The organism is Sphingobium sp. FW306-1B-F04DB, from assembly GCF_058781925.1.
Genome location: NZ_JBYSXE010000148.1, coordinates 1 through 559, shown reverse-complemented (window position 1 = coordinate 559; position 559 = coordinate 1). Strand labels below are relative to the sequence as shown.

The window sequence follows — 559 nt, the reverse complement described above, 5'->3', positions numbered from 1 at the left end:
GGCGAACAGGGTAATCCGCACCGTCCCCCCGATCGCCCACCTGACCAACCCCCCGGCCCACACAATCCTCCTGGAGCACCGCCGAGGAGGGTTGGTTGAACGATGCGACCGCGGCGGTCCGGCCAGCCGGACCGCCCGTTCCCCTGTGGGAACAAACCTATCCTGGAAGGCTGCAATGGGAACTCAACGGGCTTAACTACTTCAAGGCCAATCCGCGCATCGACCAGGCACGCCTCGCCAAGGGCGCCCTGCGGATCGACCTCGAATGGACGGTCGAGGGAAACCGGATCGAACTGCAGGCCGACTTCCCTGATAGTTACCCGCACATCCGGCCGCAGGTGCGGCTGAAGACTATCCCAGCTAGCTATCAACGCCACATTTCGCCTGGCGACGGCACGATCTGCCTGATCGGCAGGGATGCTCGGCAATGGACTCCCAATCTGGGTCTAGCGAAGCTGCTCGATCAGCAGCTTGAGAACGCCCTGTCAGGCGACATGCAAAACTGGTCCGGTAGCGACACGTAGAACTGGTCCCCCCACCTTTGGACGAGGAGGGACTG

Annotated in this window: 1 protein-coding gene; it reads left to right on the top strand. The window is 62.8% G+C overall.

Features of this window, described 5'->3' with window-relative positions:
• Positions 1-95: 95 nt before the first annotated feature.
• Positions 96-524: a ubiquitin-conjugating enzyme E2 variant gene (locus tag AC3WJD_RS22115; RefSeq protein WP_492749021.1), complete on the top strand. Its 429-nt coding sequence runs from the start codon at positions 96-98 to the stop codon at positions 522-524.
• Positions 525-559: the final 35 nt, after the last annotated feature.